General features: G+C 70.3%; 17 protein-coding genes. 9 read left to right on the top strand and 8 right to left on the bottom strand.

The genetic code is table 11. From position 1 onward, the window contains the following. Window positions 1–15 precede the first annotated feature (15 nt). Window positions 16–3,585 carry a chromosome segregation protein SMC gene (smc, locus tag ABD658_RS13360; protein WP_344680894.1) on the top strand — a complete coding sequence of 1,190 codons (3,570 nt, stop codon included), beginning with the start codon at window positions 16–18 and terminating at the stop codon, window positions 3,583–3,585. Between the two features lie 79 nt (window positions 3,586–3,664). Further along, window positions 3,665–4,903 carry an MFS transporter gene (locus ABD658_RS13355; protein ID WP_311024755.1) on the top strand — a complete coding sequence of 413 codons (1,239 nt, stop codon included), beginning with the start codon at window positions 3,665–3,667 and terminating at the stop codon, window positions 4,901–4,903. A 101-nt stretch (window positions 4,904–5,004) separates the two neighbouring features. Here the strand turns inward: ABD658_RS13355 and ABD658_RS13350 are convergent, their stop codons facing one another. The 4 genes from ABD658_RS13350 to ABD658_RS13335 all read right to left on the bottom strand — a co-directional run bounded on the left by ABD658_RS13350 (window position 5,005) and on the right by ABD658_RS13335 (window position 11,377). Next, window positions 5,005–6,270 carry an ammonium transporter gene (locus ABD658_RS13350; protein ID WP_070160403.1) on the bottom strand — a complete coding sequence of 422 codons (1,266 nt, stop codon included), beginning with the start codon at window positions 6,268–6,270 and terminating at the stop codon, window positions 5,005–5,007. A 232-nt stretch (window positions 6,271–6,502) separates the two neighbouring features. Beyond that, window positions 6,503–7,711 carry a signal recognition particle-docking protein FtsY gene (gene ftsY / locus ABD658_RS13345; RefSeq protein WP_344680900.1) on the bottom strand — a complete coding sequence of 403 codons (1,209 nt, stop codon included), beginning with the start codon at window positions 7,709–7,711 and terminating at the stop codon, window positions 6,503–6,505. A gap of 81 nt (window positions 7,712–7,792) precedes the next feature. Further along, a complete protein-coding gene (gene wecC, locus ABD658_RS13340) occupies window positions 7,793–9,031 on the bottom strand; it encodes a UDP-N-acetyl-D-mannosamine dehydrogenase (protein ID WP_344680902.1) in 1,239 nt (412 codons plus the stop codon). A gap of 246 nt (window positions 9,032–9,277) precedes the next feature. After that, window positions 9,278–11,377, bottom strand: a complete 2,100-nt coding sequence (locus ABD658_RS13335; RefSeq protein ID WP_344680904.1) for an acyltransferase family protein — start codon at window positions 11,375–11,377, stop codon at window positions 9,278–9,280. Window positions 11,378–11,658: 281 nt separating this feature from the next. Here ABD658_RS13335 and ABD658_RS13330 point away from each other — a divergent pair, with 281 nt between their 5' ends. Then, a complete protein-coding gene (locus ABD658_RS13330) occupies window positions 11,659–13,833 on the top strand; it encodes an acyltransferase family protein (protein WP_344680906.1) in 2,175 nt (724 codons plus the stop codon). On the opposite strand, the gene ABD658_RS13325 is transcribed toward ABD658_RS13330, so the two are convergent. The 4 genes from ABD658_RS13325 to ABD658_RS13310 form a co-directional block, all read right to left on the bottom strand. Then, window positions 13,797–15,275 (bottom strand): ATP-grasp fold amidoligase family protein, encoded by a 1,479-nt coding sequence (locus ABD658_RS13325; RefSeq protein WP_344680908.1) that lies wholly within the window; start codon window positions 15,273–15,275, stop codon window positions 13,797–13,799. The two genes, ABD658_RS13330 and ABD658_RS13325, sit on opposite strands and share 37 nt — an antisense overlap. A gap of 120 nt (window positions 15,276–15,395) precedes the next feature. Then, window positions 15,396–18,185: a glycosyltransferase gene (locus ABD658_RS13320; protein ID WP_344680910.1), complete on the bottom strand. Its 2,790-nt coding sequence runs from the start codon at window positions 18,183–18,185 to the stop codon at window positions 15,396–15,398. Further along, window positions 18,182–18,553, bottom strand: a complete 372-nt coding sequence (locus tag ABD658_RS13315) for a hypothetical protein (protein ID WP_344680912.1) — start codon at window positions 18,551–18,553, stop codon at window positions 18,182–18,184. Before ABD658_RS13315 ends, ABD658_RS13320 begins: the two co-directional genes overlap by 4 nt. Window positions 18,554–18,718: 165 nt before the next feature. Beyond that, window positions 18,719–22,141 (bottom strand): glycosyltransferase, encoded by a 3,423-nt coding sequence (locus ABD658_RS13310; protein ID WP_344680914.1) that lies wholly within the window; start codon window positions 22,139–22,141, stop codon window positions 18,719–18,721. A gap of 106 nt (window positions 22,142–22,247) precedes the next feature. On the opposite strand from ABD658_RS13310, the gene ffh reads away from it, so the two are divergent. The 6 genes from ffh to rplS all read left to right on the top strand — a co-directional run bounded on the left by ffh (window position 22,248) and on the right by rplS (window position 26,815). Continuing rightward, window positions 22,248–23,861, top strand: a complete 1,614-nt coding sequence (gene ffh, locus ABD658_RS13305; protein ID WP_344680916.1) for a signal recognition particle protein — start codon at window positions 22,248–22,250, stop codon at window positions 23,859–23,861. Window positions 23,862–24,066: 205 nt separating this feature from the next. Further along, window positions 24,067–24,492, top strand: a complete 426-nt coding sequence (rpsP, locus tag ABD658_RS13300) for a 30S ribosomal protein S16 (protein ID WP_311024747.1) — start codon at window positions 24,067–24,069, stop codon at window positions 24,490–24,492. Window positions 24,493–24,510: 18 nt separating this feature from the next. Next, window positions 24,511–24,753 carry an RNA-binding protein gene (locus ABD658_RS13295; RefSeq protein WP_070161407.1) on the top strand — a complete coding sequence of 81 codons (243 nt, stop codon included), beginning with the start codon at window positions 24,511–24,513 and terminating at the stop codon, window positions 24,751–24,753. 24 nt (window positions 24,754–24,777) lie between these two features. After that, window positions 24,778–25,359 (top strand): ribosome maturation factor RimM, encoded by a 582-nt coding sequence (gene rimM / locus ABD658_RS13290; protein ID WP_083277662.1) that lies wholly within the window; start codon window positions 24,778–24,780, stop codon window positions 25,357–25,359. Window positions 25,360–25,430: 71 nt separating this feature from the next. After that, a complete protein-coding gene (gene trmD, locus ABD658_RS13285; protein WP_070161409.1) occupies window positions 25,431–26,177 on the top strand; it encodes a tRNA (guanosine(37)-N1)-methyltransferase TrmD in 747 nt (248 codons plus the stop codon). A gap of 245 nt (window positions 26,178–26,422) precedes the next feature. Continuing rightward, window positions 26,423–26,815: a 50S ribosomal protein L19 gene (gene rplS / locus ABD658_RS13280; RefSeq protein ID WP_070161411.1), complete on the top strand. Its 393-nt coding sequence runs from the start codon at window positions 26,423–26,425 to the stop codon at window positions 26,813–26,815. The last annotated feature ends 42 nt before the right edge of the window (window positions 26,816–26,857 follow it).

Here is a 26,857-nt window from a genome sequence, read left to right as displayed (position 1 = left end):
GGAGGAGGACCGGGCGTGCACCTGAAGACGCTCACCATCCGGGGCTTCAAGTCCTTCGCCTCGGCCACCACCTTCGAGTTCGAACCTGGCGTGACCGCTGTGGTGGGACCCAACGGCTCCGGAAAGTCCAATGTGGTGGACGCGCTGGCCTGGGTGATGGGGGAGCAGGGGGCGAAGTCTCTGCGCGGAGGGTCCATGGAGGACGTCATCTTCGCCGGAACCGCCGAGCGGCAGCCTCTGGGACGGGCGTCGGTCAGCCTCACCATCGACAACTCCGACGGCGCGCTGCCCATCGAGTACACCGAGGTCACCATCAGCCGGACCATGTTCCGCACCGGCGGGTCCGAGTACACGATCAACGGTCAGAAGTGTCGGCTCCTGGACATCCAGGAGCTGCTCTCCGACTCGGGGCTGGGCCGCGAGATGCATGTCATCGTCGGCCAGGGCCAGCTGGACCAGATCCTCCACGCCACCCCGGAGCAGCGGCGCGGGTTCATCGAGGAGGCCGCCGGGGTGCTGAAACACCGACGGCGTCGAGAGCGCACCGTGCGCAAGCTCGAGTCCATGCAGGGCAACCTGGACCGGCTCGAGGACCTGATCTCTGAGATCTCCCGTCAGCTCGCGCCGCTGGGCCGTCAGGCCAAGGTGGCCCGACGGGCGCAGCGCATCCAGCACGACGTGCGGGACGCTCTGTCCCGGCTCATCGCCGACGACCTCGTGCAGGCCGCCACCGCGCTCCATGAGTCCGGGCGCGGCGAGGAGGAGGACCGGGCGCTGGCGGAACGGCTCCGGACCTCCCTGCAGGGCCAGGACGAGCAGATCACAGCATGGGACGAGCAGGCCCGTGCCCTGCGTCTGCGGGGGGAGAAGCTGCTGGCCGGACACCACCGGCTGGCCCAGGTGCAGGAGCGGCTGCGGTCGGTCGCCTCCGTCGCGGCCGAGCGGGCACGCAGTCTCTACGCCTCCGCCACGGTGGACACCTCCGGCCGCGACCCCGAACAGCTGCGCGCCCAGGCCCAGCAGGTCACGCAGGAGGCCGAGACCGCCCAGGCCGAGGTGGACCAGGCCCGGAGCCGGCTCGAGGAGACCAGTGAGCGTCGCGGCGCGAGCGAGGACGCGCTGAAGACGGAGGAGACCCGCCTGACGGAGCAGCTGCGCGCCGTCGCCGACCGACGCGCGGGCCTGGCCACGCTGCGGGGCCGCGCAGATGCGGCCCAGGGGCGGATCGAGGCAGCAGAAGCGCGCCGCCGTCGAGCCGAGGAGCAGAGCGCGCAGGCTCGCCAGGCGCAGCAGCGTGCTCGAGCGGAGTTCTCCGACCTGGAACAGCGTGTCGCCGGCATCGAGACCGGTGAAGAGGACCTCGACGCCGCCTATGAGACGGCTCAGAGCCGCTACGAGACCCTCCGGGCCCGTCACGACGAGCTGCAGGCCCAGCGGCGTCGTCTCGAGGCCGCCGTGAGCGAATATCGGGCCCGGCTCTCGGGACTCTCCGCGGCGCGGGCGCCGCGAGACGGTGCCGGCGCCCTGCGGCGGGAGCACAACGACGTCGAGCCGCTGGCGGACCGCCTCAGCGTCACCGGGGGCTGGGAGAAGGCGCTGGCCGCCTGCCTGGGGTCCCTGGACACGGCATTGGTGGTGGCCCACGCCGACCGGGCCGCTGAGGTCCTCGCGTGGCTGGCGGATCACGACGGCGGGCGCGCCCACCTCGTCCACCCGGTGGATCGCTCGGCGTCGCCTCCCGTTCCGGAGCCCGTGACCGCACCGCAGCTGCCTCCGGGCAGCGTGCCTGCCGCGGAGGCCATCACCGGGCCCGAGGACCTCTCCGTGCCGTTGGCGCATGCCCTCGGCGGCGTCGTGCTGTGCCCGGACCTGGAGGCGGCCCGGCAGTGCCTCGCCGTCGAAGGGGTGCACACCGCAGTGACGGCCTCCGGGGATGTGCTGCGTCTCGGAGAGCACATCGGCGGCACCGCACTGGAGAACTCCGATGTGGCCATCTCGGCTCAGATCACGGAGCTGACGCAGACCGTGGAGACCTCCGAGCGGGAGCTCGCGCAGGTGTCTGCCGAGGCGGACGCCCAGGCCTCCGAGGTCCGCGCCGCGGAGCTGGCGGTGGAGGAGAGCCTGGAGGCCCTGCACGCCAACGATGCCGAGATGACCGCCACCACGGAGCAGCTGGGACGGCTCAGCGCGGAGGTGTCTCGCGCCGAGGAGCGCATCGCCTCCGCACAGACGGAGATCCTCGAGGCCGGAGAAGCCCGGGATGAGGCCCAGGAGCAGCTCGACGAGGCGAGCGCCCGCCTGGCCGCAGCCGAGAGCGACGACATCGATGAGGACCCTTCCACCGCGGAGCGGGACCGCCTGGCGGAACTGGCGTCGACGCATCGTCGCGACGAGGTCGAGGCGCGACTGGCCCTTCGTGCCGCAGAGGAGCAGCTCAATCAGCTCCAGGAGCGTGCCGCCTCACTGCGCCGCAGCGCTCAGGCGGAGGAGTCCCGACGTGAGGAGGCTCGGCGCGTCGCGGAGGCTCGGAACCGTCGGGCTCAGGAGGCCGAAGAGGTCCAGGCGGAGGCTGAAGAGGCCGTGGAGCGGCTCGCCTCCGTGCTGGCGCGCGCCCAGGACGCCCACGACGAGGCTCAGCAGAGGCACCGTGAGGTCTCCACGGAGATCCAGCGCCTGCGCACCGCGCGCAGCGCCGAGGCTGAGCAGCTCGACACGGTCACCGCGAGTCTGCACCAGGCGGAGCTGACCCGTACGGAGCTGCGGCTCAGCCTGGAGGCCGCGGAGCAGCGGGGCCACGAGGAACTCAGCCTCAGCCCCGAGTATCTGATCGAGAACTACGGCCCGGACCAGCCCGTGCCCGACCCGGAGGACGAGGAGGCGGAGCCGCGCCCCTACGACCGCGGGGAGCAGGAGGCCCGACTGCAGCGTGCCCGCCGAGACCTGAAAGCGCTGGGCAAGGTGAACCCCCTCGCCCTGGAGGAGCACGCCGCCCTCGAGGAGCGGCACGCCTACCTGCAGGAGCAGCTTGCGGATCTGAACGCCTCCCGGCAGGACCTGTTGGACATCATCTCAGACGTGGACCAGACCGTGGAGCAGGTGTTCACCCAAGCCTGGGGCGACACCAAGGAGCAGTTCGAGCGGGTCTTCGCCCGGCTGTTCCCCGGCGGGGAAGGGCGGCTGGAGCTGACCAACCCGGAGGACATGCTCAACACCGGCATCGAGGTCCACGCGCGTCCTCCGGGCAAGCGCATCCGTCGGCTCTCGCTGCTCTCCGGAGGGGAACGCTCCCTGACCGCAGTGGCCCTGCTGGTGGCGATCTTCAAGGCCCGCCCGAGTCCCTTCTACGTGATGGACGAGGTCGAAGCGGCGCTGGACGACACGAACCTCTCGCGTCTGCTGGTCATCTTCGAGGAGCTGCGGGAGTCGTCGCAGCTGATCGTCATCACGCACCAGAAGCGCACCATGGAGATCGCCGATGCCCTCTACGGGGTGTCCATGCGCCAGGACGGCTCCACCCGGGTGGTGTCCCAGCGGTTGGCCCGCGCCCAGGACACCGAGTCCGTGGCACTGCAGAACGCCACGTGACGGCCAGGTCAGCGGCCGGACCCGGCGCGCCGAGGAACAAGCGGAGCCCGACGGGCGTTGACGACGAGATGTGAGCGACATGCCTGAGAAGCCTGCTGTCCAGAGTCCACCGATCCCCAACGAACTGCGCGTGCTGATCGTCGCGGCCTTCGTGGTGGCGATCGGATTCGGCATCGTGGCGCCGATCCTGCCGCAGTATGCCGCCGACTTCGGCGTGTCCGCGTTCGCCGTCTCCGCAGTGGTCTCGGCCTTCGGGCTCTTCCGTCTGGTCTTCGCGCCGGCCTCCGGCAGGCTCACGCAGGCGTTGGGGGAGACCCCGGTCTATGTGGTGGGCCTGCTGATCGTGGCGGCCTCGATGATCGCCACGGCCTTCGCCCCCACCTATGAGCTGCTGTTGGCGTTCCGCGCCGTCGGAGGAATCGGTTCCACGTTCTTCACGGTCTCGGCGATGACCTTCCTGGCCAGGAAGTCACCGCCGAGCATCCGCGGCAAGATCTCCGGCGCCTACGCCTCGGCCTTCCTCATCGGCAATGTGGCGGGGCCCCTGGTGGGCTCTGGGCTGCTCGTCTTCGGGCCGCATGTCCCGTTCCTGGTCTACGGGGGCGCACTGGTGATCGCAGCGCTGATCGTGTTCGTGATGCTGCGGGGCTCGCGTCTGGAGGATCGTGGCCGCCGGGACGCGCGCGAACGGGCGACTCTGAAGGAGGCGTGGTCCGTGCCGGGGTATCGCGCGGCGCTCACGGCAGGGTTCGCCAACGGGTGGGCCACCTTCGGTCTGCGCAACTCCCTGGTTCCGCTCTTCGCCGCCACGGCGTTCGCCGGGTCCGGGTTCGTCATCGACTCCTCCCAGCTCGCCGGTGTGGCGCTGGCGACCTTCGCCGCCGGCAATGTGGCCGCCGTGCTGCTGTTCTCCCGCCGCACCGACCGCTTCGGGCGCAGGCCTCCCATCATCCTGGGTCTGGTCATCACCGCCTGCGCCACCGGCGTGCTGGGCCTGGCGCCGGAGCCCTGGGTGCTGCTCGCCCTGAGTCTCGTGGCCGGCGTCGGCACGGGGCTGGTCAATCCGGCCCAACAGGCGGCCATCGCCGACGTCGTGGGCGAGGGGCGCAACGGTGGGCCTGTGGTCTCGACCTTCCAGATGACGCAGGACTTCGGCGCCATCATCGGCCCGCTGCTCGCCGGGCTGATCGTGGACCACTTCGGCTATGCGTGGGCCTTCGGGCTCACCGGGGTGATCCTCATGGTCGGGGCGCTGGCCTGGACACGCGCACCGGAGACCCTCGACCACAGCGGTCGACCTGCCGCCGCCCGCACCTGAGACCAGACCACACTGGACACGCGAGGACGGGCCGGGCGGAGCGCGATGCGCATCCACCCGGCCCGTCCTGATCTGGGCGAGTGATCGGTCAGATCAGGCTGTCACTCCCGGGCGCCGGCCCCGGCAGGGACGGCGTCGTGGGAGTACGCCTCGGTGTGGTGGGCGACGGCGTCGATGCCGCCCTGCTCGACCTCGGCCTCCACCCGGAAGCCCATGGTCTTGTGGATCAGCGTGGCGATGATGTAAGTGGCCACGAAGGTGAACACCAGGGTCACCAGGCAGGCGACGATCTGGGCCCACAGCAGGGAGAAGTCGCCGTTGAGGAAGAGGCTGCCGCGGCCGTCGGCGATGAGCTCCTCGCGGCCGAACAGTCCGATGGCCAGCGTGCCCCAGAGGCCGGCGACCAGGTGCAGGCCGACGACGTCGAGCGTGTCGTCGAACTTGCCGTACTTGAACTCCACGGCGAAGCAGCAGACCGCACCAGCGACCAGGCCGATGACGATGGCGCCCAGCGGCGAGACGAAGGCCACCGCGGGAGTGATGGCGACCAGTCCGGCCACGATGCCCGAGGCGGCGCCGACCGGAGTCGGCTTCTTGCCGCGGGCCCACTCGGTGAGCAGCCAGGCCACCAGGGCGGCGGCCGGAGCGAGCAGCGTGTTGATCCAGTTCAGCGATGCCTCTTCGACGCTGCCGGCCTCACCGATGTTGAAGCCGAACCAGCCGAACCACAGGATCGAGGCACCCAGCAGGACGAAGGGGACGTTGTGCGGCTTGTTCGGGGCGAAGTTGCGGCGCGGGCCGATGACCAGCACCAGAGCCAGGGCGGCGACGCCGGCACACATGTGCACCACGAGCCCGCCGGCGAAGTCCACGGCCTCACCGACGGTGTCACCGATGAATCCGCCCTCGACGAGCAGGCCGCCGTCGCCCCAGACCCAGAAGGCCAGCGGAGCGTAGACCAGCGTGATCCAGATGGGCACGAACACCATCCAGCCGGCGAACTTGGCACGGTCGGCGACCGCACCGGAGATCAGCGCGCAGGTGATGATGGCGAAGGTGGCGCCGAAGCCGACCCACACCAGAGAGTCTCCGCCTTCAGCCAGGGACTCGTAGAGCACGAAGTCAGAGGTGGGGTTGCCGAACAGGCCGCCCGCCACCGGGTCAGCCCCGGCGATGGCGTTGCCCCACAGCGCCCAGGTCAGGGCGACGAGGCCCATCGCGGCGAAGCTCATCATCATCATGTTGACTGCCGAGCGGGTCTGTGAAAGCCCTCCGTAGAAGAGCGCGAGGCCCGGCGTCATGAACAGCACGAGCGCACCGGCGACGACCACCCAGATCGCTCCCACGTCTTCGATCACGATTTCCATGTGTCCCTCCAGGAAACAAGTACTCACCGATGTCTTTCACCGATGCGAGCTGATCTCCATGGTTCTCGGTCCGTGTTTCACCGACCGCGCCCTGATGTTTCGGTGACGTAAAAACTCCCGCTCCTGCCCCGGAATCTCAGGGATTCCGGGGCAGGAACGGGAGCTGACGCGCGGCAGCGGGCCGGATCGGAGGGACCGCTCGCACGCGGATCGAGGCAGGGAGGGAGGCTGCTCAGCGCTCCTCGAGCAGGGCGTCGACGAAGGTCTCCGCATCGAAGGGCGCCAGGTCGTCCGGCCCCTCGCCGAGGCCCACCAGCTTCACCGGCACGCCGAGCTGCCGCTGGATGGCCACGACGATGCCGCCGCGTGCCGTGCCGTCGAGCTTGGTGAGCACGATTCCGGAGACGTCGACGACCTCGGAGAAGACCTTGGCCTGGTTCAGCCCGTTCTGTCCGGTGGTCGCGTCCAGGACCAGCAGGACCTCGTCGACCTCGGACTGCTTCTCGATGACTCGCTTGACCTTGCCGAGCTCGTCCATGAGGTTCGCCTTGTTCTGGAGCCGGCCGGCGGTGTCGACCATGACGACGTCGACTTCGCCCTCGATGCCGGCTGCGACGGCGTCATAGGCCACTGAGGCGGGGTCGGTGCCCTCGTCGCGGGAGACTGTGGGCACGCCCACCCGGGAGCCCCAGGTGGTGAGCTGTTCGGCGGCGGCCGCCCGGAACGTGTCGGCCGCACCCAACAGGACGTCCTTGTCCTCCGCCACCAGGACGCGGGCCAGCTTGCCCACGGTGGTGGTCTTGCCGACGCCGTTGACGCCGACGACGAGCACCACCGCCGGGCGGCCGGCGGCGCGGACGTTCAGGCTGCGGTCCAGGGAAGGGTCAACCAGCGTGGTGAGCTCTTCACGCAGCAGCGCACGCACCCGGTCCGGGTCCCGCGATCCCTCGACCTTCACCCGCTCACGCAGACGATCGACCAGTTCCATGGTCGGCTCGGTGCCGAGGTCCGCCATCAGCAGCGTCTCCTCGATCTCGTCCCAGACGTCCTCGTCGATCTGGTCCGAGGAGAGCAGTGCCAGCAGCGACCGGCCGAAGACGTTGTTGGACTTCACCAGCCGGGCACGAAGACGGGCGAGCCGTCCGGCCACAGGCTCCGGCGTCTCGATCGTCGGGGCCGCCTCCTCGGCGACCTCCTCGGAGAGCTCGGGCTCGGTGACCGTCTCGGCGGTCGCCTCCGCGGTGGTCAGCGGCGCGGCGTCGGTGTCTTCGGCGACGGCGGTGCCGGCAGGGCCGTCAGGCTCCGGGAGGTCGTCGGCGTCGCGGGTCTCGGGGAAGGTCCCCTCGGGCAGCCTGCGGCCGCCGGTGAGGAGGAACAGGCCGATGGTGCCGGCGAGGACCACTGCCAGAACGATGAAAAGGGTCAGAACGTCAAAATCCACCCGACCAGTGTGTCACAGTCCGTGACCCTGATCGGGTGGATTTCGCACGTGCCGCGGGCGGTTCGCGGGGGAGCCGGGGCGTCAGCGCCAGATGCCGCGGGAGTCGATCACCGTGTGCCCGGCCAGCCGGGCGGTGTCGATGGCCTTGAACTGGTCGTGATCGACCAGCAGCACGAGGATCTGTGCCGTCTGCAGGGCCTCGTCGATCCCGGCCAGCGTGACGTTTCCGGAACCGGCGAGCTGCGCGGGGAGCTGGTCGATGTGCGGCTCCACGGCCAGGATGCGGGCCTCCGGCGCCCGCTCGGCCAGCCGCTGGGCGATCGACAGCGACGGCGACTCCCGCAGGTCGTCGATGTTGGCCTTGAACGCGAGTCCCATCAGCGCCACCGTGGCCTCCCGCCCGTGGTGCTCCAGTGCCTGCTCGATGCGGCCGAGCACCCACTCAGGCTTGGCATCGTTGGTCTCCCGCGCGGTGCGGATCAGCCGTGAAGCGTCTGGGGCCGCGTCCACGATGAACCAGGGGTCCACCGCGATGCAGTGACCCCCGACGCCCGGCCCCGGCTGCAGGATGTTGACGCGCGGGTGGTGGTTGGCCAGGTCGATGAGCTCCCACACGTCGACGCCCAGCTGGTCGCAGATCACAGAGAGCTCGTTGGCGAAGGCGATGTTGACGTCGCGGAAGCTGTTCTCGGTCAGCTTGGCCATCTCCGCGGTCTTCGCGTCGGTGAGCAGGACCTCACCGGTGCAGAAGTTCTGGTACAGGGTCTTCGCCGCCTCGGCAGCCGCCTGGGTCAGGCCGCCCACGATCCGATCGTTGGTGGCCATCTCCACCATGATCCGCCCAGGCAGCACGCGCTCCGGGCAGTGGGCCACGAGCAGGTCACCCGCTGCGAGGTCAGGGCGGGACTTCAGGATCCGCTCGGCCATGTGCTCGGTCGCCCCGGGGGGAGAGGTGGACTCCAGGATCATCAGCTCACCGCCGGTCAGCTTCGGCGCGATGCCGTCGGCGGCGGCCTCGATGTAGGACAGGTCCGCCGAGTGGGAGTCGGTGAAGGGGGTGGGCACCGCGACGATGTAGGCGTCCGCCACCGGGGTCTCGGTGGAGGCTGAGAGCTTCCCGGCGGCCACCGCGCGCTCCACGACCTCCCTCAGGCCCGGCTCCACGAACGGCACTTCCCCGTTGTTGACCGCGTCGACATTGATCGGCGAGACATCCATCCCCACGACTCGCACCCCGCTGTCGGCCAGGATGGCCGCGGTGGGCAGACCGATGTAGCCCAGGCCGATCACACCGACGGTCGAGAACTCCCTCGAAACCACAAGAACTCTTTTCCTCGAAGAACAGAAAGTACGCACGCCGGCCCCGCACAGGAGCGAGGCCGTCCGGACAGGGGACCCGCCGACACTGACGCGCAGAGCACAGCGACGCCCGCAAGCTTATATCACGGCTCGGTCACGAGAGGCCCTGCGGCCTCCGGGCTTCAGCGAGCCGCCCGGAGTTGCAGGTCAGCAGTGAGTCTGCGGTGCGTCATCTCCGTGCGCAGCGAGCCCCGGGAGCGCTCCACGTCACCGGAACAGCTGAGGGACGTCGGACTGCAGCTCGGCGTCCAGCAGCGGGGCGAGGGTCTCGACGTAATAGGTGCTCAGATGCGAGTCGTCATACCAGACCACGACGTTGCCGACGACGGCGTCGCAGGTTCCGTCGGGGCAGATGTGGTCCGTCAGGTCCACGGTGTGCACTCCGTCGGGGAGGTCGAGGTCATCGAGCGGGTCGGCGGCGGCGATCTGCGAGGGGTCGGCACCGCACTCGCCTGATTCCCGACCCTGGGCCAGGCAGTCGGCCACTGAGCCATCCGGGCGGGGCGTCCCACGCATCAGCAGAACCTCCGCACCGGTGCTGCGCAGCTCCCGCCAGCGCTGCGGGGCCCCGTCCTCGATCGACTCCGTGCTCCGGTTCATCACGGTGCCCGGGGTGACCACCAGGTCCGGGGCCCGCTCGGCGACCGCGTCGATCAGGTTCGCGTTCCACGCGGCGCAGGAGGAGGAGCGGGCGTTCTCCGTGGACTGCAGGCGGCACCCGGACTTGTCGGCGATGATCAGCTCCCAGTCGTAGGTGTCCGCCAGCATCATCCAGGCGTGCTGCCACTGGCCGGCGTGGGAGCCCCCGGTGAGCATGACGGTCGCAGTCGGCGACGCCGGCGGGTCGGGGTCCTCACAGATGAGCACCTCGGAGGCTTCCAGCCCCCCGCCCTGCGACTGGCGGCAGTCCCAGTCGTAGTACTGCGGGCGGTCCGCGGCGAGCACCTCGGCGGCGGGCACCGGGGCGACGTCGGGAGGGGCGGGGTCCGCACCCGGCGCCGTCGCCGCCGCTCCGGGATGCAGCGCACGGTCCACCCCGGCCATCGAGTACCCCTCCGGCAGGGTCACCGTGGTGCCGATCACTCCGATGGTGGTCGCCACCGCACCGATGGCCAGCGTGCCTGCGGCCGCCGTCAGCGGCACGCGGGGCGCCAGGGATGCGCGGGCGGCCGTCGGGCGTTCGATCCACCGGTGGGTGGCCCATCCGGCCAGGATGGAGACCACCAGGAGGCCGGCCCCGTCGAGGACGCCCAGTCCGTCCTGGTCGGTGAGCTCCAGATGGAAGATCAGCAGCGGCCAGTGCCACAGGTAGAGGCCGTAGGCGATGCTGCCCACCCAGGCCAGGGGTCGCGTGGAGAGGAGACGGGCCGCTGTTCCGGGAGGATCCTGAAGCCCTCCCTGCGGGCCGGCGGAGGCCAGCACCAGGGCCAGTCCCAGCAGGGGCCACAGCGCCCATGCTCCCGGGAACAGGGAAGCGCCGTCCAGGACGAAGCCGCAGGAGATGATGAGAGCCAGCCCGAGCCATCCCGCGACCCCGCGCACCGGACGGGGGAGGGTCAGACGGGCGCCGAGCAGCGCGAGGACACCCCCGAAGGCCAGCTCCCAGAGTCGTGTGCTGGTCATCAGGTACGCCGCCTCAGGGGCCTGCTGGCGCATCCACAGCGCCCAGGCGAAGGACGCACCCAGCACCAGCACCACGAGCACCGCCATCACGTGCACCGCAGGTCGGCGCAGCGCCCGCGCCAGCAGCACGGCCAGCACCGCGAGCACCGGCCAGAGGAGGTAGAACTGCCCCTGGACCGACAACGACCAGAAATGCTGGAACGGACTGCTGGCGGGCCCGGCCGCCTCATAGGCCAGCTGAGAGGACACCAGCTCGATGTTCTCCCAGTACAGCAGTGAGGCCCGGGCCTCCGTGAGCAGCTGGTGGTGGCGGGTGGAGGGCAGGATCAGCAGGCCGGCCATCGTGGTGACCGCGATCGCGACGACGGCCGGGGGCAGGATGCGGCGGGCCAGACGCGCCAGATAGCGGCCCACATCGTGCACCCCGCCGCGGGATGCGGCCTCGCGGAGCAGCATCGCCGTGAAGAGGAACCCGGAGACGGCCAGGAAGATGTCGATGCCTCCGGAGACCCGCCCTGCTCCGAAGAGATGGAAGAGCACCACGCCGAGGATCGCCAGGCCCCGCACGCCGTGCAGCTCCGGGCGGAACCGGCTGGCCGGGACGCCGCGCGACAGCCGCTCCTGCGACGCTGACGACGACGACGGCGGGTCGGTCGGACGGGCTGAGGACTGCGGGGCAGACACAGGGGCGCTCCTGGAAGGGTCGGCGACGCACCACTCTAGTGCCCCGGCCCGGACACGGCGCCCAGCCCGCGGCGAGACGTGGATCACGGCGCGGATGCAGGGCTGGCATAGAGGTTCGACGAGCACCCTGGGAGGTGGCCGGGAACTTGCTGGGAGTGTGGCCTGCCAGCGGGTCCGCGGGGCGGCTCATCGGTTACTGTTCACCAGGACGCAGCGCCGGTGGGCCCGTCGCCGCCGTCGCTTCCGCGCCGATCCGACCCCGAGACAGGACTGTAGAGCAGATGACCGTACCCTCCACGACGCGCCGTTCATCGGCCGACGCCGCAGGCTCGGCGCCGGAGCACGCCGAGGCCCAGCGTCGGCGCAGGGGGAGCCGCTTCCAGCCGGAGATCCAGGGGCTCCGGGCCCTCGCCGTGCTGCTTGTCGTGCTCTACCACTTCTGGCCCGAGCATCTGCCGGGCGGCTACGTGGGCGTGGACGTGTTCTTCGTGATCTCGGGCTATCTGATCACGGCACACCTCTTTAAGGAGGCGGCCCAGACCGGCACGGTGCGGCTGGGGAGGTTCTGGGCTCGCCGGATCCGTCGTCTGCTGCCCCTGAGCCTGCTGGTCCTGCTCGTCACCGCGGTCTCGGCGGTGCTGGTGCTGCCGTCGACGGCCTGGCAGTCCACGCTGCGGCAGATCGTCGCCTCGACCCTCTATGTGCAGAACTGGATCCTCGCCGCCGATTCGGTGGACTATTCCAAGCTCGACGAGCAGGCCACCGCTGTGCAGCATTTCTGGTCCCTGTCGGTGGAGGAGCAGTTCTACATCCTGTGGCCGCTGCTGCTGGTGCTGGCACTGCTGGTCACCGGCGCCCGGGCGGCCCGGACGGCGCAGGCGGTGCGCACCACGTTCATCGTGGTGCTCGTGGCACTCGGGGCCGCGTCCTTCGGGTTCTCGGTCTGGTACACCGCCCATGAGCCGGCCCAGGCATACTTCGTGACCCCCACCCGCATCTGGGAGTTCACCCTCGGTGCGCTGCTGGCGCTGTGGATGGGCTCCAGCCAATTCACCGGACGAGTGGCCAATCTGGTCGGATGGGCCGGCCTGGGGATGATCCTGGCGTCGGCATGGCTCTACTCCGACGCCACCGCCTTCCCCGGTGGGGCGGCGCTGATGCCCACTCTGGGGGCCGTGCTGCTGATGATGTGCGGCGGGCGCGAAGCCGGCACGGGCGTGCATTGGTGGTTCTCCCTGCGCCCCGCTACGGCGATCGGCGACTGGTCCTACGCGATCTACCTGTGGCACTGGCCGATCGTGGTCTTCTCACCGTATCTGAGCGAGGAGGCGAAGCACTGGTACATCAAGGTGATGCTGATCCTCGGCGTCGTCGGCCTCTCCGCGGTGACCACGCGGTACGTGGAGGCGCCGCTGCGCCGTGCGCGGTTCCTGCTGCCGACCTGGCGCGCCGTGGTGGCGGCGGCGGCCGGGATGGTCCTGGTGATCTCCACCGCCCATGCGGCCGTGGCCGCCGTCGAGCGGGGCTTCGCCGACACAGAGCTCTCGGAGGACCACCCCTGTTACGGGTATCGGGCGCTGGCCAACCCCGACCAGTGCGGTGACCCGCTGGAAGGTGACCTGGGCCTTGCTCCCCATCCGGCAGAGGTCACGGCGCAGAACAACGAACCGATCTACGCGGACTGTCAGGCTGACACCGAGGAGGAGGGCGTCAAGGAGTGCTGGCTGGGCGCGGAGGAGACCGATGCCGACGGGACCGTCGCCGTGTTCGGTGACTCGCATGCCACCATGTGGCTGCCGGCGCTCGACGAGATCGCCCAGGAGCATGACAAACGTCTGCTGGTGCTCACCCGCTCCGCCTGCTCGCCGCGGGTCAGTGCGCTTGACGACGACTCCAACGCCTGCGTGAGGGCCAACGCCGAGGTCATGGACCGGCTGGCCGAAGATGACGACGTCGAGACGGTGGTCGTCGCCGGCAGCCAGATCCACAGCAGCTTCTCCGGGCCCGATGACGACCTCGAGCTGCCCGAGACGGATCTGGAGCTCACCGACACGGCGCGAGCCATGTACGCGCCGATCGACGCCTGGCTCGAGGCCGGCAAGGAGGTGGCCGTCTTCGGCGAGGTGCCGCGGATGAACAAGGAGACCGAGGACGAGCAGACGCTGCCCGAATGCGTCGCGCTCCACGAGGAGGATCCGGCGGCGTGCCGGGACGAGGTCGACGACACACACGTGGGCGACCGCTGGCTGACCCGGTCGGTCGAGGTGTTCGGCGACGAGGACAACTTCCACTTCATCCCCACCGAGGACATGCTCTGCGACGACGAGTTCTGCTACGCGGTGCTGGGCGGCGCCATCACCTTCCGCGACAACAGCCATGTCTCCGAGAACTTCGTGCGGTCAGCGACTGGCGAGATCGGTCAGCGGCTCGAGTCGGCGATCCTCAGCTCCACCTGATCCTCATCCGGGCCGCGGTCGTCCGGACGGGACTCTTCAGGGATCGACACCTCGGCAGTTGCACCCTCGGCGCCTGTCTGGTCGGCGCCATTCCCGTCCGTCCCCAGTCGGACCACGTCCTCCGGCGGGGTGTACCACTGCAACGGGTCCGCCTGGAGCCGCGGCCACCGGGAAGGACCTTCCTCCGTGCCTGCCGGCTCTCCGCCCCTCGGCTCCGGATACCACCACCGGTAGGGCTCAGAGCCGAACAGCGTCCCGCTGGGCCGCCCCCGCGCCAGGTCTCGGGCCAGCCTCAGGTCGGCGCGCATCCATGCGGCGCCCAACCGCAGGTCGTGGTTCAGCCGGTACTCCTGGACGCCTCCGGGCATCGGCGTGAGCTCCCCGAGCACCGGGCCGTCAGGGGTCGCGTAGAGGTCGACACGGACGAAAGGGAGCCCCACGGCGATGGAGAGGCGGCGAGCGGCCTCCATGAGATCCTCCCACCCCTCCGGCGCGGTGATCTCCGGGTCCTCCGGCCTGCCGGGCAGCACCTCGCCCAGCGGGCGCGCCTCGGCGTCGAAGTAGCGCCGGGTGAAGCGGCTCCGGTTCATGACCTTCACCCCGTGGGTGCGCATGACCAGCACCTGCATGATCTCGCCATAGGCGGTGTAGACCTTGATGTCCTCCGGGAGGCGGACCTCGGCTCCCTGGGGCGGGCCGACCAGCGCCAGATCGGCGGATCCCTGACCGGCGGCCCCGTGATCCGCGCCCGCCCGGGAGTCCGTCGTCGCGAAGGGCTCCGCGAAGGGCTCCAGGAAGGACTCCAGGAAGAACGGCCCTCGAGCTCGCTCGAGCCGGCTCAACAGTCGATCGCCGGGCCGCCCGTCGACGAGCGTGTCGCGTCCGGTGAGCGTCTGCCAGCCTTCGGCGGTGCGACGCAGCGGCACGACTCCGAGACCGCTGTGGCCGCCGTCGGCCTTGAGCACCACCCGGTCTGCGGGCAGGTCGTCGGGGATCCGGATGTCCTCGGTGCGTGACCACACCTGGTGGATCCTCGGCACGGCGATTCCGTGGCTCTGTGCCAGAGCGTAGCTGCGGAGCTTGTAGGGCAGCTGCAGCGCCGGAGTGGTCGCCTGCCAGCCGCTGAGCTTCGCCGCGTTGACCGCCGCCATGTGGGAGGACAGCTTCCCCTTGAAGGAGGAGCGGCGGAATCGGGCATGCTCCGCCTCAGCGGCCTCCGCGCGGAGGATGGCCTCCTGAAGATCATCGGAGAGCCTCGTGATCTCCTCCTCGCGACGACGGAGCTCATCGCGGCCGGAGCTGCGCGCCTCCCGCAGCAGACGCCGCACCCTCTCGCGGGAGGCCTCGAGGTGAGCCACCCTGGCCTCCAGATGGAGAATCTTCCTGTCACGCCAGGCGATGCCCGGCAGGCGGCGACGCACTGCGGCCGGGATGCGGACCATGCGGCTCCCTTCTGCGGCTGATCAGGGGCGACGAGCGTGTCCCAGGGTCTGGCTCATCGCCTCCAACCTACTGCTCAGAGCCTGATCGGGGAAGGCCCCGGCCGGGCGCAGGTGGCGTGCTCAGCCTGCCCCGGTCCTCTCGCCGGCACGACGACGGCGCGACGATTCGCGCCGTCGAGCCAGGTCCAGGTCGTCCCAGAACTCCAGCGCCGCCGGGTCCGTCCACTCATGATCCCCGTAGCAGGCCAGCAGCTCCGCGAGGTTCTCAGCGGCGTCGAACCACTCCTCGGGCCGGACCCTCTTCAGCTTGGGCAGGTGCCAGGAGACGAGGAACCTCTCGAGCCGGTCGCGCCGGTAGGCCTCCAGGAGCCCCACCTCCTGAAGCCATCGGGCGCGGGAGGAGTCCAACGGGAGGTACTTCTTGAAGTACCCCGGATTGAGCGTGTTGATCGTGGAGCTGCTCACTGCCATGTAGTACGTGTGCACTCCGACGTCGAGGGTCCGGATCCGTCGGGCATAGTGGAGCATCTGCTGGAAGAAGTAGGAGTCCTGTCCCACCGCGCCCAACGGCTGGCTGATGCCCAGCGACTTCAGCCACCCCGTGCGGGCCACGACCGTCTGGATGCCCAACGGCCGGAACCGCAGCGCCTCCAGGGCACGGTCCGGGACCACGAGGGTGCCGTCCGGCTCAGCATGGTCGGCGAAAGTCTCCTCAAGGATGCCGGCGTAGGGCAGACGGGTGTGGTGCCGGGCCCACTGCGACATGTTGCCCAGCACGAAGTCGACGTCCTCGTGGGCGCGGAGATCCTCCAACAGCTGCGCGTAGCCGTCCTCGATCGCCTCGTTGTCCGGGTCCAGGTAGGTCACGAACGGGGTCTGGGCCAGGTCCAGTCCGGTGTTGCGCGGCCGGGAGGCCGAGCCGGAGCCTCCCCCGCCGTGGTGGAAGGACGTCACATTGGGGTGCTCCGCGGCCAGCTCCTCGACCGTGTCCACCGTCGAGGGGTCGGTGGAACCGTCGCTGATGAGCAGGACGTGCATCGTCTCGAAGATCGACGAGCGCCGCAGCGAGGCGAAGGCCTTGTGCCGCAGATGGTCGCCGTTGTCGTAGACGGGCACGATGACGGAGAGCTGCAGCCCCTCCCTCTCGGCGGTGGCGGCGACCTCGCGCCGCACGGTCTCCAGGTCGTCTCCGTCGGCGAGCCCGGAAGGGGTCCGGGGGCCCGGCACGGCTCCGCCGTCGGACGTCACCACGGTGTGCCCCCGGCGAGGCCGGTGTCCCAGATGATCGGACAGATGCACGCGCTGGAGCGACGCGATCAGCGTCTCCGGCGAGAGAGACGCGTCAGCCGGGGGCTGGAACCAGGCCGAGAGCGCCAGCTCGGTCAGCGGCCGGCCCGACGGCGGGACCTCCTCGGCCGCGAGGGCGCCCGCCCCATGATGCCGCTGGGCGTGCGGATCACCGGCGTCGGCGCGCCGGACGTCCACCTTGGCGGTCACCGGGCAGGACTGGTGCGCCAGCGCGGCCAGGTGGTCCTCCACATAGGTGGGAGCGTAGCTGTGAGCAGAGGAGACCGGCACCAGCACGTCGTAGTCGCCGTGGCGGCCCGTCAGCTCGTCCCACGTCACGGTCTCGACGGCCCCAGCCGTCTGCAGGCGCAGCTGCTCGGCCAGCACAGGGTCGGCGGCGTCGTCCCCCGAGGCGACCGCCAGCACGCGGTCCGGGGCTTCCGGCACAGAGATGCCCGCCATGCCCAGCGCGGTGCGCAGCACATCCACGGCATGATGCCGACGGAACGCGTGGCGGACGCCGTCGCCCTGGGCCCGCCGGAGCTCCTCGAGCTCAAGGGACTCCAGCCCCACCGCCACATCCTCGGCCGAGTTCGCGATGCGCACTTCCGGATAGTGCGAGTTCAGCCCCTGGTTGTAGGTGGAGAGCACCAGGGAGCCGGAGGCCAGCAGATCCAGGGTCCGGGGGGAGAAGAAGGTCTGAGAGCCGGCCACGGCCTGAGTGACGACGCCGACCGGGGAGAGCCGGTCGAGACCGGGCGCGTGGGAGATCGCCGCCGGTGCGCAGTAGGGGCGGTGCCGGACGGGGAGAGTCTCCCGCCGTGCGCCCGGCCCGCGGACCTCCAGGCCCAGGAGCAGCGGCGAACCGGAGGAGACGATGCCGTCGTGGATCCACTGCAGACCGCGGCGGGCATCCGCATCCAGCGCTCCGGCGCGGCGGCGCTCCAGATGCGTCACCAGCCGGTGCGTGTGCGTCCGGGACCCCAGCGGCGACCGGCGCAGCGGACTCACCGGCTGGACCACCGTGGCCACCGGCACTGAGCTCGGTACGCCACGGCGGTACTCCTCGGCGCCCTCCTCGGAGGTCGTGAGCACGACGTCGCAGCGTGCCGCGAGCTTCACCTCGGGGCGCCCAGGCTCCGGCAGCGTCGCGTCGCAGTAGATCAGCGGGATGGCCGCCTCCCGGGCGGCAGTGATCACCCGGCCGCGTGCCCGGGGGGCCTTCACGGTGCGGGGGGAGAGCAGCACCGCGTCGGCGGCGGACAGCGTCGACTCCCAGTCGTCCGGGTCGATCAGCCGGAGATCGGCGGCACCGGCCAGGACCTCCATCAGGTCAGGATCGCCCAGCACCGCCACGGTCTTCGGAAGCGCCGGACGCGAGACTCCCGCCTCGAGCGGCGGCAGCGCCTCCAGGGCGGGCATCAGCTGGTCCAGGAACGCCTCGGCCCCGGCCCGCCCGCCCCAGAAGGGAGAGGAGTCACGGACGCCGAGCGACTGCAGGGCCCCGGGCTCCAGCAGCTGGCGCAACGGATCGCGGGACGCCACGAGGCCGACGATCCGCTCTCGAGCCTCATCCAGCTCCGACTGGCGGGCTGAGGGCCCCAGGAGTCGAGCCCGGCTCACCGGGAGATCCCCGCGCGCCGGGCGACCTTCCCCACCTGGCGGCGCACACGACGGGAAGCCGCCCGGACGGTCCGCTCCGGATCCTGGACGGCGGACTCCAGCCGTCGCCGCATCCTGCTGGCCGGAGATTCGTCAGGGGAGCTGCCCGTCACCGGGGGAGTCGGAGCCTGTCGGCGGGCCGCCACGCGGTGCTCCAGCTTGGCCACCCGGGAGCGCAGCTCGGCGATGTCGGCCTCCTGGGTGCGTTCCAGCTGGTCGTAGGCCCAGCGGAGTTCGGCCAGGAGGGCCTCCTGCTGCCCAAGCAGTGCGACGATGACGTTACGCGCGTCCTCCGACAGGGGCTGCTCGGTCGCGGCTTCTGCACTCATGCGTGTCCTCGGTACTCCTTGTCATGGGGGCGGGCCGCAGCGCCACCAGAGGCGGCGGACCGCACAGGGCGGGCTGTGCTTCACGGTAGCGGGCCTTGCGGGGAAGGGCCACAGCAGGACGGGCGGGCGGAACAGACAGGTCGGCTGACGCAGGCGGGCCGCAGGTCAGCCGGACCCGCTCTCGAAGAACCTCCTGGCCTTCGGTGACGTCCAACTGTACTCGCCGTAGGCTGCGGCGATCTCACGCAACACGGCCGCGGCCTCCGCCCGCTGGTGGGGGAGGACTCGCTTGTACTTGTCCAGGTACCAGGTGACGAAGAACTTCTCGAACCGCTGCTCCATGTAGGCCTCCAGCAGCCCGGTCTCGCGCAGCCAGGCCGCCCGGGCCTGCTCCAGGATGAGGTACTTGCGGAAGTAGCCCGGGGAGACGACATTGACGATCGAGGTGTCCACCGCGCCGTAGTAGGTGTACACGGGGCGGTACACCGGAGCGTAGGCCTCGGTGTGGAAGAGCATCTGCTGGAAGAAGTAGGTGTCCTGACCGACGGCCCCTTCCGGCTGGACGAGTCCCAGCCCCTTGAGCCAGTCGGTCCGGGCGACCAGGGCCTCGATGCTGGCCGGCCTGAAGCCGACAGCCGGCAGCGACTCCCGGTCCACGCGGAACAGTCCGTCGCGGTGTGGTATCGCTCCGGCGAACCACGCGTGGTAGTCGTGCACCGAATGCTTCCTGGTCCACACCGCCATGGTGCCCAGGGCGAAGTTCGCCTCTGGGGCCTGTTCGAGCGTGTCCATCAGCTCCCAGTAGCCGTCGTCGAGCTCCTCGTCATCCGGATCCAGGTAGGTCACGTACGGGGTGAAGCTCAGTGCCAGCCCCGTGTTGCGCGGACGGGAGGCGGAGCCCGAGCCCCCGCGGGCATGGTGGTAGGCGGTCACGTTCGGCCACCGGTGAGCGAGCTCCTCCACCGTGTCCACCGTCACCGGGTCGGTGGACCCGTCGTTGACCAGCAGGACGTGCATCCTCTCGAAGATCGAGGAGCGTCGCAGCGAGGCGAAGGCCTTGTGGCGCAGGTGGTCGCCGTTGTTGTAGATGGGCACGATCACCGCCAGCTGAAGGCCGAGCTCGTGGGCCGTGCGGCGAGCCTCCTGCTGGACCGCCTCGAGATCGTCTGCGGTCAGCGGCGACGGCGCCGGTCGACGTCGCGGTGGGGCGTGCCGTGTGCTCGGAGCCGCGGACTCCGGGGATGGCCGCGCCGCCTCGGACGACGAGCCGTCCGGCGGCGCGGGCGTGCCGGCGCTGCCGGACGCTGCGGACTCCCGCTCCAGGTTCGGGGTCATCGGGGTGCTCACCTCCGAGGCGGCAGCGACGCCGCGGACGACGTCCCAGAAGGACGGACGTGCGGAGGCCGGCGTCTCCGGGTGCTCGGCAGGGGCCGCATGCGGGGTCGTCGGCCCCGCCGATGCGGTGCCCGACGCCTCTCGGGCGTCCCGACGCGAAGCGCCGGTGGTGAGCGGACCAGCCGGGCGATGGCCCAGGTGGTCCACGCAGTAGACCCGGCTCCGTTCGGCCGCCCGGAGCAGCTCCTCACGTGTCCCGAGGAGGTCAGGGGCCGGGCGCCACCAGGCCGTGAGCTCGAGCGCGAGGACTCCGCGGCGATGGCGGTGGGCCTGGGAGTCGCTGTCCGCGGCGTCGCCGGAGAGCTTCTGGGTCACCGGTGCCGACTGATAGCGGAACGCCGCCACATGGTCGGCCACGTAGGTGGGGGCATGGTGCCTGGTGGGGGAGACCGGCAGCAGCACGTCGAAGCTCCCGGCCGCGGCCTCCGCCCCGGACTCCTCCACCCGTCCGGCCAGCTCCTCCCACGTGATCAGCTCGACGTCGGCATGAGTCTGCTCGGCCATCTCGCGGGCGAGGTCGTCCGTGCGCTGCTCGGTGACCGCCAGGACCCTCTCCCGCACGGGCGTCACGTTCAGCCCCGCACGCTCGCAGATGCGCCGCAGCACGTCGGAGGCGTGGTGGTCGGTGAAGACCTTGCGGATGCCGTCGCCCTGGACGCGGCGCAGCTCCTCCTGCGACATCAGCTGCAGGGTCTTGGCGACGTCCTCCGCGGAGTTCGCGATGTAGGTGTGCGGGTGGTAGGAGTTCAGGCCCTGGTTGTAGGTGGAGAGCACCATCGTGCCGCTGGCCTGCAGCTCCAGGATCTGCGGGTCGAACACCGCCTGCGAGTCGACGACGGCGTTGATGGTCAGCGCCACATCCATGGCTCGCTGCAGCGTGTCGGTGCCGTAGGTGAGGTCGATGTCGGCGGCCTCGTCCGCCGAGACCGTCCAAGGCCCGTAGCGGGTGGGGATCACCCAGTGCTCCGAGTCCGGCGCCTGCGCGGGGTCGGGCTGCAGGAGGACGACGGGACGACCGGAGATCAGGGCACCGTCGAGCAGCGCCGGGGCGTAGGGCGGGTCAGAGAGGTGGCCCGCCGGGTGCGTCTGCTCGCAGCCCAGCAGCGCCACCAGGTCGGTGCGCGCCGGGCGCGTGCCGATCGGACTGTGGATCAGCGGATTGACGCCCGCCGGGATCACGTCCACGCCGGTCGACTCGGTCTCCTGAGCGCGGTACAGGGCCGCGGCTTCGGCGTCGGTGGTGACGATCCGCGAGCATGCGCGCGCCAGCTCCGCGGTCTCCTCGACGGCGGTCCCTGCGGTGGACACCAGCACGGTGGGGACCCCTCTGCCCCGGAACGCGGGGATGACGGTCTCCGCGAGATGGCGCATCGTCAGCGCGTGCTCCAGCTCGGCCCGCGCGTCAGCAGCCTCGGCGGCCTCCGCGCCGTCGAGCGCGTCGCGAGCAGCGGGGGAGGCCGCGGCATCCTCGAAGCCGTCCTCCCAGAGCAGCGGGAGAGGCCCCGTGTCGGTGGCCACCAGCAGCAGGTCGAGGTCCTCAAGGTGCTCCCGCCACGTGGAGCCGGTCAGTGCCACGACGTCGGCGAGTCCGCTGAAGCGGGCCTGGACCCGGGGAGCCCCGATGATCCCCAGTCGCACCGGCAGGCGAGGACGAGAGATGCCCATCTCGCCTTCGGGGAGGCCCTGGGCGGCCTCGAGGGCCTCCTGGAGGCGATGCGCAGGCGTGTGCAGGGCCTGAGGCCCGATGGTGTCCGCAACGGTGAGCGCCTGCAGGTCGTCCGCGGTGAGTGAGGAGACCGCCCCCGGGGAGATGGTCGCGATCTGGGCGAGGAACTCGTGCCGCTGGCGGTGCTCCTCAGCGCGGCGCAGGTGGTCCCGAGCGTGGTCCCGGCGCAGCCGATCCGTCGGATGCGCCCCCGCGTCGGCCTCTGCGGCGGTCCTGGGTCGAGGTTCGGCACCGGGCTTGCGGACGTCGCCGTCGTCTCCCGCCGCGTCGTCGGTGCACCAGCTCCCGGCCGCCCGCCGATGGGCGTCCTCCACGGTCCGCAGCGCCGCGCGATGGGTGCGCAGAGCGGCGCCGAGCACATCCGTCTCGCGGAGTCGGCCGGGTCGGGGGGAGGGGGCAGCGGGGGAGCCGGTCAGGGAGCCTGTCGGCTCCTGCGGCCCCGCCGGGGGAGTCTCTGTCCAACGCACATTGCTACTCTAGAGGTTCGGCAGATGACACGCCCGGTCGGCCACGCGGGCCGGAGCGGCTCTGCCCTGCCTGCCCCAGCTCTGTCGATCTAAGGATCTGCACCCAGTGTTCAACTCCCTCTCCGATCGCCTCACAGCGACATTCAAGAACCTCCGCGGCAAGGGGCGCCTGACCGAGGCGGACATCGACGGCACAGCCCGTGAGATCCGTCGGGCCCTGCTGGACGCCGACGTCGCCGTTCCGGTGGTGCGTGAGTTCATCGCCCGCGTGAAGGCCCGTGCGCTGGGCTCCGAGGTTGCCGAGGCACTCAACCCAGGCCAGCAGGTCGTGAAGATCGTCAACGAGGAGCTCGTGGGCATCCTCGGAGGTCAGACGCGCGAGCTGCAGTTCGCCAAGCAGCCTCCCACCATCATCATGCTCGCCGGTCTCCAGGGCGCGGGAAAGACGACCCTGGCCGGGAAGCTCGCGTACCGACTGAAGAACCAGGGCCATACCCCCCTGCTGGTCGCGTGCGACCTCCAGCGCCCCAACGCGGTGAACCAGCTGCAGGTCGGCGGGCGGCGGGCCGGCGTGCCGGTGTATGCGCCGCATCCCGGGGTGTCCTCCGAGGAGGAGACGCCCACCGGGGACCCGGTGGGCGTGGCCCGCGACGGTGTGGCAGAGGCAGGTGAGAAGCTCCACGACGTCGTCATCATCGACACCGCCGGCCGTCTGGGCGTCGACTCCGAACTGATGCAGCAGGCTGCCGACATCAAGGCCGCCGTCGGTGCCCACGAGGTGCTGTTCGTCATCGACGCGATGATCGGTCAGGACGCGGTCACCACGGCGCAGGCCTTCAACGAAGGCGTGGACTTCACCGGCGTGGTGCTCTCCAAGCTCGACGGCGACGCCCGAGGCGGAGCCGCGCTCTCCGTGGCCTCGGTGACGGGGAAGCCCGTCATGTACGCCTCCACCGGTGAGGGGCTGAAGGACTTCGAGGTCTTCCACCCCGACAGGATGGCCCGGCGCATCCTGGACATGGGTGACGTGCTCTCGCTCATCGAGCAGGCCGAGGCCAGCTGGGACAAGGCCGAGGCCGCCAAGATGGCCCAGAAGTTCGCCGGCCGGGAGGACTTCACCCTCGAGGATTTCCTCGCCCAGATGCAGCAGCTCAAGAAGATGGGCTCCATGAAGAAGCTGCTGGGCATGATGCCCGGCGCCCAGGGCATGCGGGAGCAGCTTGACCAGTTCGACGAGTCCTCGATCGGCCGCGTGGAGGCGATCATCTACTCGATGACCCCGCATGAGCGGGTCGCTCCGAAGATCATCAATGGCTCGCGTCGGGCCCGCATCGCCCGGGGTTCGGGCGTCCATGTCTCCGAGGTGAACCAGCTCCTCGAGCGGTTCACCCAGGCGCAGAAGATGATGAAGAAGATGGCCGGCGGGGGCGGGATGCCGCAGATGCCCGGCGGCGGAGGGGCGCCCGGCGGCGGGATGCCCGGCATGCCCGGTATGGGTGCCGGCAAGGGGCGGAAGAAGCCCGCCAAGGGCAAGGGGAAGAAGAAGGCGAAGTCCGGCAACCCGGCCCGCGCCGCGCAGGAGGCCCAGGAGGCGGAGCGCCGGAAGGCCGAGGCGGCCAAGAAGCGCATGGACGGTTCGAGCTTCGGAGCGGCCGGTGACGACGCCTTCGACCCGGCCCAGCTGAACCTGCCGAAGGGCTTCGAGAAGTACCTCAAGTGAGGCGCCGTGCGTCCGGGGCGCGTCGAATCGCGCCCTGAGGGTTTGTCTGGCACAATGGGCAGGTACTGTGATCGGCCGTGGCGACCCTCTGACCCTGCGGCAGATCACTGTTCCTTGAGCGGTCGCATCGACTGAGCAGCAATCCCCACGCAGCACGATGCTCGGCCGCGCCCCTGAAAACAAGAAACAGGAGTGGACCACTCAAGTGGCAGTCAAGATTCGTCTGAAGCGGATGGGTAAGATCCGCGCACCGTACTACCGTGTCGTCGTCGCCGACTCCCGCACCAAGCGTGACGGAGCGGCCATCGAGCAGATCGGCAAGTACCACCCCACCGAGGAGCCCTCGTTCATCGAGATCGACTCTGAGCGTGCCCAGTACTGGCTCTCCGTCGGCGCTCAGCCGACCGAGCAGGTCATGGCACTGCTGAAGATCACCGGTGACTGGCAGAAGTTCAAGGGCCTCGACGGCGCCGAGGGCACTCTGAAGACCAAGGCTCCCAAGGAGGAGTACCAGGTCCCGCAGAAGGGCTCGGTCATCGTCGGAACCTCCGAGAAGGCTCCCGAGAAGCCCCAGGCCGAGGAGTCCGCGGAGGCTTCCGCCGAGGAGACCACCGAGGACAAGGCTGAGTGATTCCGCGTGGCTGATGCAGTGCTGACCGATGCTCTCGAACACCTGGTGCGCGGCATCGTCGACTCACCTGATGACGTCGACGTCCGTCGTCGCAGCGGGCGCCGTCACGATGTGCTCCAGGTCCGGGTCCACCCGGACGACCTCGGCCGGGTCATCGGTCGAGCGGGGCGCACTGCCAAGGCACTGCGCACCGTGATCGCCGCGCTCCCAGACGGCGAGCACGTCCGCGTCGACGTGGTCGACACCGACCGGCGTCGCTGAGCGACGTCCCAGGCTGCGACCACTATGAGCACTGCCCAGAACGGGAAGCGCCCAGAGACGAGCGACCCGCAGGCACCGCCGGAGACGGCGGAGCGCCTGCGGGTCGCTCGCGTGGGCAAGCCGCACGGCGTCCGTGGCGAGGTCACGGTGCAGCTGTTCACCGATGAGCCCTCCGAGCGGCTCGCCCCCGGAGCCGAGCTCATCCGCACGCCGGGGCGGGACACCCTCGACCGGAGCACCACGTCGTTGACTGTGACCGGTCAGCGGTGGAACAAGAGCATCTGCCTGCTGCGGTTCGCCGAGGTCGACGACCGCGATGCCGCAGAGGCGCTGCGCGGCTCGTTCCTGCATATCGACGTCCCGGCGGAGCCGGAGGACGACGACGGCTGGTACAGCCATCAGATCGCCGGTCTGCGCTGCGTGGGCCCGGACGGTGAGGAGCTCGGCACCGCGCGGGAGCTCATCACCGGCGCCGCGCAGGACCTGCTGTCCGTGGGGACGCCTTCGGGCGAGGAGGTGTTGGTTCCCTTCGTCGTCGAGCTCGTTCCGGAGATCGACCTCGAGGCCCAGCTCATCCGCCTCAACCCTCCCGCCGGTCTCTTCTGACCCCACGTCCCGAGCCGTCAGGCCTCTCAGCCGGCTCTCCGTGACCGATGACCAGGAAGGCATCCGTTCTGATGCGCATCGACGCCGTCTCGATCTTCCCCGAGTTCTTCGACGTGCTGGACCTCTCGCTCATCGGCAAGGCCCAGCGTGACGGACTTCTGGAGCTGCGCCGCCACCAGCTGCGCGACTTCACCACCGACCGGCATCGCACGGTCGACGACACACCGACCGGCGGCGGCGCGGGCATGGTCATGAAGCCGGAGCCGTGGGCCTTGGCCTTGGAGAACGTGCTCGCGGCACCGAGCCCCGCTGAGCGCCCCGTGCTGATCATCCCCACGCCCGCCGGTGACGTCTTCACCCAGCGCACCGCTGAGGAGCTGGCCGCACGGGAGCATCTCGTGTTCGCCGCTGGTCGCTACGAGGGCATCGACCAGCGCGTCACGGACTGGGCCCAGGAGCACTTCGACGTCCTGCCTCTGAGCATCGGCGACTACGTGCTCAACGGGGGAGAGGCGGCCATCATCGTGATGGTGGAGGCGATCACCCGTCTGCTGCCCGGAGTGCTGGGGAATCCGGAGTCCCTCGACGAGGAGTCCCACGCCGACGGCCTCCTCGAGTATCCCGTCTACACGAAGCCGGCCGTCTGGCGCGGGCATGAGGTGCCGGAGATCCTGCTCTCGGGCAACCACGCGAAGATCGACGAGCACCGGCGCCAGGAGCAGCTGCTGCGGACCCGGCGCATCCGCCCCGATCTCTACGCGAAGCACATCGTCGCCCAGGAGGAGGCGGCGCGGCGCGCCGACGAGGCCCAGGGCTGAGGGACTCGTCCCGGTCCGGTCGCCCAGGCGTCGACGATCTGGCATAATGGTCCTCCGTGCCTGCTGGACGGGTTCATCTGCCATGGGGGATGACCGTCAACAGTGAGGCCGCCGGTGCCGCTGATCCTGTCGGCGCCGGAGATCACACCTGATGACCTGCGCCCCGAGGGCATACGCCCGCCTCCGGGTGAGAGGTCTGTCGATCAGGACGAGTGACCTGTGGCAGTCGTCCGAGGAGAAACACCATGCACACTCTCGACTTCGTCGACGCAGCAAGCCTGCGTGATGACATCCCCGAGTTCGCCCCCGGCGACACCGTGAACGTGCACGTCAACATCGTCGAAGGCAAGACCACTCGTGTCCAGGTCTTCAAGGGTTACGTGCTCGGCCGCCAGGGTCGCGGCGTCGGCGAGACCTTCACCGTCCGCAAGGTCTCCTTCGGCGTCGGCGTGGAGCGCACCTTCCCGGTGCACTCCCCGGTGATCGAGAAGGTCGAGGTCGTCGCCCGCGGTGACGTCCGTCGCGCCAAGCTCTACTACATGCGTGACCGCCACGGCAAGGCCGCTCGCATCCGCGAGAAGCGCGAGTCGGCCATCGCCCGGCAGCAGGGCGAGGACGTCGAGGCGACCGAGGCCTGATCGGTCTGGACCAGGTCTGACCGGCTCCGGTCTGTCGGCCCC

This window comes from Nesterenkonia aethiopica, assembly GCF_039534665.1.
GTDB lineage: Bacteria > Actinomycetota > Actinomycetes > Actinomycetales > Micrococcaceae > Nesterenkonia > Nesterenkonia aethiopica.
Note: the sequence above shows the minus strand (reverse complement) of the source record. Positions and strands in the feature narration are given on the sequence as shown.

Excerpts from the sequence above, each read along its gene's own strand:
- ABD658_RS13355 (WP_311024755.1), top strand. The coding sequence starts at position 3,665 with ATGCCTGAGAAGCCTGCTGTCCAGAGTCCACCGATCCCCAACGAACTG.
- ABD658_RS13350 (WP_070160403.1), bottom strand. The coding sequence starts at position 6,270 with ATGGAAATCGTGATCGAAGACGTGGGAGCGATCTGGGTGGTCGTCGCC.
- ABD658_RS13330 (WP_344680906.1), top strand. The coding sequence starts at position 11,659 with ATGACCGTACCCTCCACGACGCGCCGTTCATCGGCCGACGCCGCAGGC.
- ABD658_RS13325 (WP_344680908.1), bottom strand. The coding sequence starts at position 15,275 with ATGGTCCGCATCCCGGCCGCAGTGCGTCGCCGCCTGCCGGGCATCGCC.
- ABD658_RS13315 (WP_344680912.1), bottom strand. The coding sequence starts at position 18,553 with ATGAGTGCAGAAGCCGCGACCGAGCAGCCCCTGTCGGAGGACGCGCGT.
- rimM (WP_083277662.1), top strand. The coding sequence starts at position 24,778 with ATGAGCACTGCCCAGAACGGGAAGCGCCCAGAGACGAGCGACCCGCAG.
- trmD (WP_070161409.1), top strand. The coding sequence starts at position 25,431 with ATGCGCATCGACGCCGTCTCGATCTTCCCCGAGTTCTTCGACGTGCTG.
- rplS (WP_070161411.1), top strand. The coding sequence starts at position 26,423 with ATGCACACTCTCGACTTCGTCGACGCAGCAAGCCTGCGTGATGACATC.